Annotated in this window: 9 protein-coding genes; all 9 read right to left on the bottom strand. The window is 34.2% G+C overall.

The genetic code is table 11. The features are described from left to right. Positions 1-710 precede the first annotated feature (710 nt). Positions 711-974, bottom strand: coding sequence for a hypothetical protein (locus ACM6JA_RS11195; RefSeq protein WP_414852368.1), 264 nt, complete (start codon positions 972-974; stop codon positions 711-713). Positions 975-1002: 28 nt separating this feature from the next. Further along, complete coding sequence (locus tag ACM6JA_RS11190) at positions 1003-1683, bottom strand: hypothetical protein (protein WP_414852367.1); 681 nt, start codon at positions 1681-1683, stop codon at positions 1003-1005. Positions 1684-2151: 468 nt separating this feature from the next. Then, the gene (locus ACM6JA_RS11185) at positions 2152-2901 is read right to left on the bottom strand and encodes a hypothetical protein (RefSeq protein ID WP_414852366.1); all 750 of its coding nucleotides are present in this window, start codon (positions 2899-2901) and stop codon (positions 2152-2154) included. A 104-nt stretch (positions 2902-3005) separates the two neighbouring features. Then, a complete protein-coding gene (locus tag ACM6JA_RS11180) occupies positions 3006-3332 on the bottom strand; it encodes a hypothetical protein (RefSeq protein WP_414852365.1) in 327 nt (108 codons plus the stop codon). 838 nt (positions 3333-4170) lie between these two features. Beyond that, the gene (locus ACM6JA_RS11175) at positions 4171-4533 is read right to left on the bottom strand and encodes a hypothetical protein (RefSeq protein ID WP_414852364.1); all 363 of its coding nucleotides are present in this window, start codon (positions 4531-4533) and stop codon (positions 4171-4173) included. Between the two features lie 77 nt (positions 4534-4610). Continuing rightward, entirely contained in the window at positions 4611-4850 is a 240-nt protein-coding gene (locus tag ACM6JA_RS11170; RefSeq protein ID WP_414852363.1) for a hypothetical protein, read from the bottom strand. An 88-nt stretch (positions 4851-4938) separates the two neighbouring features. Then, complete coding sequence (locus tag ACM6JA_RS11165; protein WP_414852362.1) at positions 4939-5511, bottom strand: hypothetical protein; 573 nt, start codon at positions 5509-5511, stop codon at positions 4939-4941. A 72-nt stretch (positions 5512-5583) separates the two neighbouring features. Beyond that, positions 5584-5724 (bottom strand): hypothetical protein, encoded by a 141-nt coding sequence (locus ACM6JA_RS11160; protein ID WP_414852361.1) that lies wholly within the window; start codon positions 5722-5724, stop codon positions 5584-5586. 222 nt (positions 5725-5946) lie between these two features. Further along, positions 5947-6144, bottom strand: a complete 198-nt coding sequence (locus ACM6JA_RS11155; protein ID WP_414852360.1) for a hypothetical protein — start codon at positions 6142-6144, stop codon at positions 5947-5949. Positions 6145-6158: the final 14 nt, after the last annotated feature.

Below are 6158 nucleotides of genomic sequence, written 5' to 3'. Positions count from 1 at the left end.
CAGGTAGACAGTTTTATTATTTTAACTGTCTACCTGAAGGGGAGCATATCAGATCCGAAGGAGGGCTTCACTATTACATAGGGATACCAACAGCATCGCGCAATGCATCTGCTGCATAATGGGCTGCATCCCTTACTTTTGAATCGGCATTTGCCGTCCATAACGCACCAAGGACACCAATCACTTTTTCAGCTGATTCTTTATCTAGGCTCCTCGCTTCTCCATTTCATCAACCACTGCATAAGAGCCATACACACCCACTGTATAACCGGGCAGTTCCTAGGACAGTTGCAATTGATAGCGAGACGACACAAGAATTACGAAAGCTTACCAAAAGATGTGCTTCTGAAAAACTTGAAACGGACCTGGACTTTATAATGACCATGGCCTCGTGATCTGAACCACTGTTGGCACTCCCGTTACTCCACGTAACCTTATGCGATCCTTTTATCGATTAATAGAAAAAGCTGAAGTAAATAAAATTAGATTCTATGATCTTCGCCATACTCACGCAACGATGCTTCTAAAGCCAACGTTAATTCAAAGATTGTAGCTGAGAAAATGGGATGGTCAGATACAAAAATGATTGATCGTTATCAACATGTTTTACCGAATATGCAGAAAGAGACGGCTGATATTTTCGGGAAGATGTTCTTTCAAAAGAAAGAGGCAAAGTAAAAACCCATTCGCACCAATTTCGCGCAATAATCTCACATACGTATATACGCTCTATACCGGCCATAACGCTGTCCATTTACTTCTGACAGTATAATCCAATCTTCATTATTGTAATGGACTATATCACCCCTAGAAATGGCTGCAAGAGTGCTTATTATTTTGTCGTCTACATCAGTTGAAAGTGGGGAGTTAGAAATGGCCGCTTTAACAGGTTGGTTATTGATCAGGACGTCCTTACCAAGATGATCAAGAATAAATTGAAAATCTTCTTTGTTTGATACAAAAAGGTTTATCATTTTTTACCTCCTAAACTAAAAAAGACACCTACATACAGGTGTCTTGGTTATCGCTATTTTTCGTTTCGTTATCCGTTTTTTGATATCTGATTTGTTGGATTTCTAAACGGTTAATTTTAATCTGGAAATTTTTAAAATTATAATTATTTAGAACTTCAACTATGTAATCATCATATTTAGTGATTGACAATAATTTAACATCAAGTATTTCCCCATTTACTAAAACGAATTGAAATTTATGATCTTGTTTATACAAAATTTTACTACGTAACAAATTAAATATTGCCATATACATAATGCTTAATCCAAAAAACAATATTACGGCAATAAAAAAATAAACCAATTTGAACTCTAAGTAATAAAGGGTGATTAGTTGGAGAGAAACAACAAACACTCCTAATAATGATATAAAAAAAGGAACATATTCTTTTTCTGTTTCTTTAGAACAGAATTTCATTATCGATATTATTGGTATTAGCATTACAACTAACCCAACAATTGAAGCGACTGTGCTACCAAGCATTTGATATAGATAAAAAGAAATTCCACAAATCAATGAAAATATAGACAAGAGAATTAACCAGATTATAGCAGTCCTCTTTCTACTCAATTTATATTGATTTTCTATTTTTTCAATTTCTGTTATATCCATATCAAGTAAATCAAATATTTTTGTTAATACTGGTGTCGCAACCTTAGTATAATCCATCAAAAAATCCCCCGTGTCCCTTTTCACTATATTCTACCACATCTCTCCATTCTAAATCTTAATGCTGGTTAACCGGAAAACATAAAAAAAGAGCCATTTTAATTGGCTGCTTTAGATTCTTCACTCTTCATTTTCCTGATTTTGTTTTCCAGTTGGTCTATCCTAGCCATTAGATTTTCATGGAATTGGGATACTGTTTGGTCATCAGAAGTATAGTTCTACATCAATTGCGGTTGATTTGCAATTGACTCTAGGATAGATAATGCCGTTTCGTATATTTTGCGAGTGTTGGCTTTGTCTGTTACATTGTATGTATCAGAAGCATTTTATCCATTTTCGGTTATATAGACGGCTATCTCATCAGGTGAAAGTGTGATGCCCTTGGTTTCCATAAGTAGGCGTTCTTGATTAGTCATGTGTGATTCCTCCTTTGAAATAAAAAAACTGCCACACTAGGCAGTTGGATTTCTATTGTCCTAACGACTCATTTAACATTTGCTCTAATTCTGCTTGAATTTCCTCTTGAGTCATAGATTCAACAGGTTTATATTCTCCATTAATACTATAATCTGCTGGATTTTTTGAAACTCCATCATGCGGAACATATTGACCGCTTTGATCATAGTCGTTTGGATTGGTTGATGGTGCTTTTGGGTCTGCCTTTAATTGTGATTCAGTGTATACAGGTTTATTTATTTCATTTGTATATGATGTAGAAGGTTGTTGACTTTGAGTTTTTTCAATCTTAAAACTATCTGTAACCCTTACTTTTTTACCAAACGTAGAGTCATCGACCACTAATGTTCCAGCCAAGTTCTCCCCATTCTCTCCAAACAATTCTTGAACAGAAAGAGGTTGAACATTGACTGTCGGTGTTGAAATTTCTATAGTATAGTTTCCAGATTTTAGCGATCCCCCCTCTTCAGAAAACTCATCACTCTGGAATTCACCGTTGCTAACTTTTTTTGTATTTTGTGCAAAATACCCATTATCTCCCTTTACACTAATCATAAGGTCAGTTTGATCAGGAAGATTTGTTTGACCACTAACTCTAACTTTATTCACACTTTTTGTAATACTTGATTTAAGAGAAACATCAATCTTTTTATTTACGTCTTTAACTTTCGCTGTTGTTATTTTTGGGGTTTCAATAGTATTACTACCTGAACAACCTGATAATAAAAATACAGTTAATATAAAAAAAATATATTTATTCAAGACAAAACCCTCCCAATATTTTATAGGAGGATTTTACCATACCAAATGAATTATTTGTTTGTTCTTGGAAAAAACTCTAGTTTGTGGTCAGTAGTCGTTGAATATTAAAAATCAGTTAATGTAATATACTCGCCACATTGCTTACAATCAATTCTTACTTCATTTAATTTAGAGTCAATTGAAATGTTATCTGCAATCTCATAATCCAATAATCTAGTTATTTCTTCTACACTATCACTTTCTACTAATTTACTAACATAATCATCATCTAAACTCACAGAAACATCTGATTCGATTGACACATCTGAAACTGTAAAATACGCTTTTTTGTTAAATTCTTTGCTTATGTAAGCATGATTTCCGACTGTTACTGGCTTAAATTCTGATACAAGACCACAATTATCACATGTTACTACAACTTTCACACCCATATAATGACCTCCTAAAAACAACATTAATACCCTAATAATACCATCAAACTATTGAGAAAGGGTGTAAACTTCAACTGGATAATTAGATTTTCTCTGGGTATGTGCAAATAGCTGATATAGCACCTTTTAAGCCATTAGGGGTATCAAACAATTCCAATGAACACTTGATTTTAACTGGTCTATTTCCGAACATTACCTAAAATTTATCCGAATATTACTTCACTAATATCCACCTGACCACAAAACAGGTAAAAAATAGACCACAATCTCTAGGAGTTAGTGGTCAAGATACTAAGATTTCTCAATCAAACTGAATCGATCAACAATAGACAACAGTAGTAACGCAAAATTCAAAAAAATACATTCCTATGCCTTTCTATTTTTGTTTGATTCATTTGACATCAGAATGAGTAACATGTGTGGGCCAGTGGACATATTCTCTTAAATCAACTCGATCATACTTCCCCTTTTTGTAAACCTTCTTCTATTCCTCGACTATACTATCTTGTCTAGTCAATGTAACCGGATGGGTAAGTAAATGATGTACTGAAATTTAAGATCTTCTTAGCATATTGCAAAACGATCTTTCTTGGCTTAAATTCTTTGCCATTGTAAATATACGATGGTGCTTGAAGAATGGCATGATTCCCACTCAAATACTCTTTAGTATCAACTATTTTGTTAATACACTGCATATAGGCGACTGTATCATTCCTCAATAAACCATTCAGGATTACCATCATGGTGTTCTAGGATATATTGATCTATATTCATCTGATGACCTCTATTTTCAAAATAAAAAACCATTCGAGTTTATTACCCGAATGGCTGTAAAAAATTAAATACTGAAATCGTAATACTTACTTGATTCATAATCATAGAAAGAAATAGATTTATCTCGAACTTCTCCACTATAATGCTTCCTAGTATCATAATCATAACCTTCAAACTTATTTTCTGTTATTATTAATTCTATGTGATTTCTATTACCATAGTGGTAAAGGTTATATTTTCCTTGCCTACCATCTCCCGAAATATGGCACTTTTCATCGTAATCGTAAATATCAACTTTTTCTCCATTAGCTTTACCACTAATATTAACGTATTTTGACCTTGAATAATCATAAACTGAATCTACATTCTCCCCAGATATAATTACCCCTGCAATAAATGCTACACTAGCGCGGGCTCCGTCTTTCATAAGAATCTCATCTCCTTTTCCATAAGCTTATAGTAATAGCTTATCAAAATTTGATGCTTTTTGTAATAAATGTATAATCATGAAAATGTGTCTACATACCATTTCCCTGCTTTCATTCCTTGAATTGCAAGAGAAGCAGCAATTACCAAGTCATCATGATAACTGTCACCGGTACCACGCTTGTTTCCAAGTTTTCCATCTTGATCAACGAAAATTTTCATTTGCTCAAGTGTCTGCTTACACTCCATATTGATCATTCCAACCTCAAATTGTTCCTTGAAGTCAGAGATGAGAATTTCTTTGTTGGCTTTTGTCATCTGCTAACCGACTTTTAATCTTTTCTTCCCTTTTAGGTCAAACGTCTTATGTTTGTACAGCAGATAATTTTTCTCTTTCCTGATCCGCTCATTTAGTGTTGGACTCAATGACAAGGAAACTGTAGTTGAAATAATGTGCCAATGATTCAACTACATCTGCAAATTTGTATAATGGCACTTCATTGTTATAGAAACAGGCAACTTGTTGTCCATCAGCATCAAAAATACTGATAGTTGAGAAGTCAGCGTTTTTCCCTCCACCACTTGCCGTATCACCCCCTGCATAATACCTTTTGCCTTGAACAGGTAAATGCCAAATAAAAAGCGACTTGCCAAAAAAAGATTTTAACACCTCTGGCAAATCGCTTATTTCAATATTTAGTAATGGCTCCATCACATTTTGCAATCGTTTAATTATCTTATCTGTTGAGAACACTGATTCATTACTTGTCTGGAATGCTTGATCTGGTGTTGTAGGAAACTCACGATTCCACTTGTCTGTAGAATTTGTTGCAATGTAGTACCGCCTAAACATCAGTTTCCTTAATGAAGCACCGTATTTCTCAAATAGAATCTGCTCATCGTATTCTAAGTCCTTTTCCCTCAATCTGTTACCTTTATTATGAAATTTATGCCACGCCTCCGCTTCATCAAAAACCACTTTAAACTGTTTATGGTAAGCATCTGCAAGCCAAGAATAAAACTTGGCATTCCATACACTTTCCTTGCCACGTTATGACTTGGGAAACAACTCAGCGAAATAGTTATAGCCCATACCAGTTGATTCAATCCAAATCATTGCCGAATCGTTCTTTGCTAGTGCTGGGATAGCATCATCTCCACCAGCAGTAGAGAGTGATAATCCTCGATCCATTTGTTAGGAAAAGTTCATCCCTATTGTTTAAACTAATTTTTGGGACCAATTCTGGATACTTGTCGTGAGGAAGATTCTTAAACATTTCCTTAACTTTAACGAACAAACTCTTACTCACGCTATTATGATGGGTCATAATCATATAACTTGTATCTGATTTAGTAATAGCAGATTAAAGCATATACGCCAATGAAAGTGTAGTGAATCCTATCTGCCTACCCTTTAGTATGATATTAAATTTTTCTTTGATTCTATGTATTCAGATTGTTCCTTGTTCAAAACGAATGAAACCAAGTCACCATTATTATCAATAATCTTAATGAAGTTCTTAGCAAATAACTTAAAATCGGTCATTATAAGTTCTAACTTCTGTTTCTTACTTTTCTTTTCTTTTCTTTCTTTCCAAATTACTTCACTCAAACAAAACACCACCT

Source organism: Brevibacillus sp. IT-7CA2 (assembly GCF_949767855.1).
Lineage (GTDB): Bacteria > Bacillota > Bacilli > Brevibacillales > Brevibacillaceae > Brevibacillus.
The sequence above is the reverse complement of the archived record's forward strand: the minus strand, read 5'-3'. Positions and strand labels throughout refer to the sequence as shown.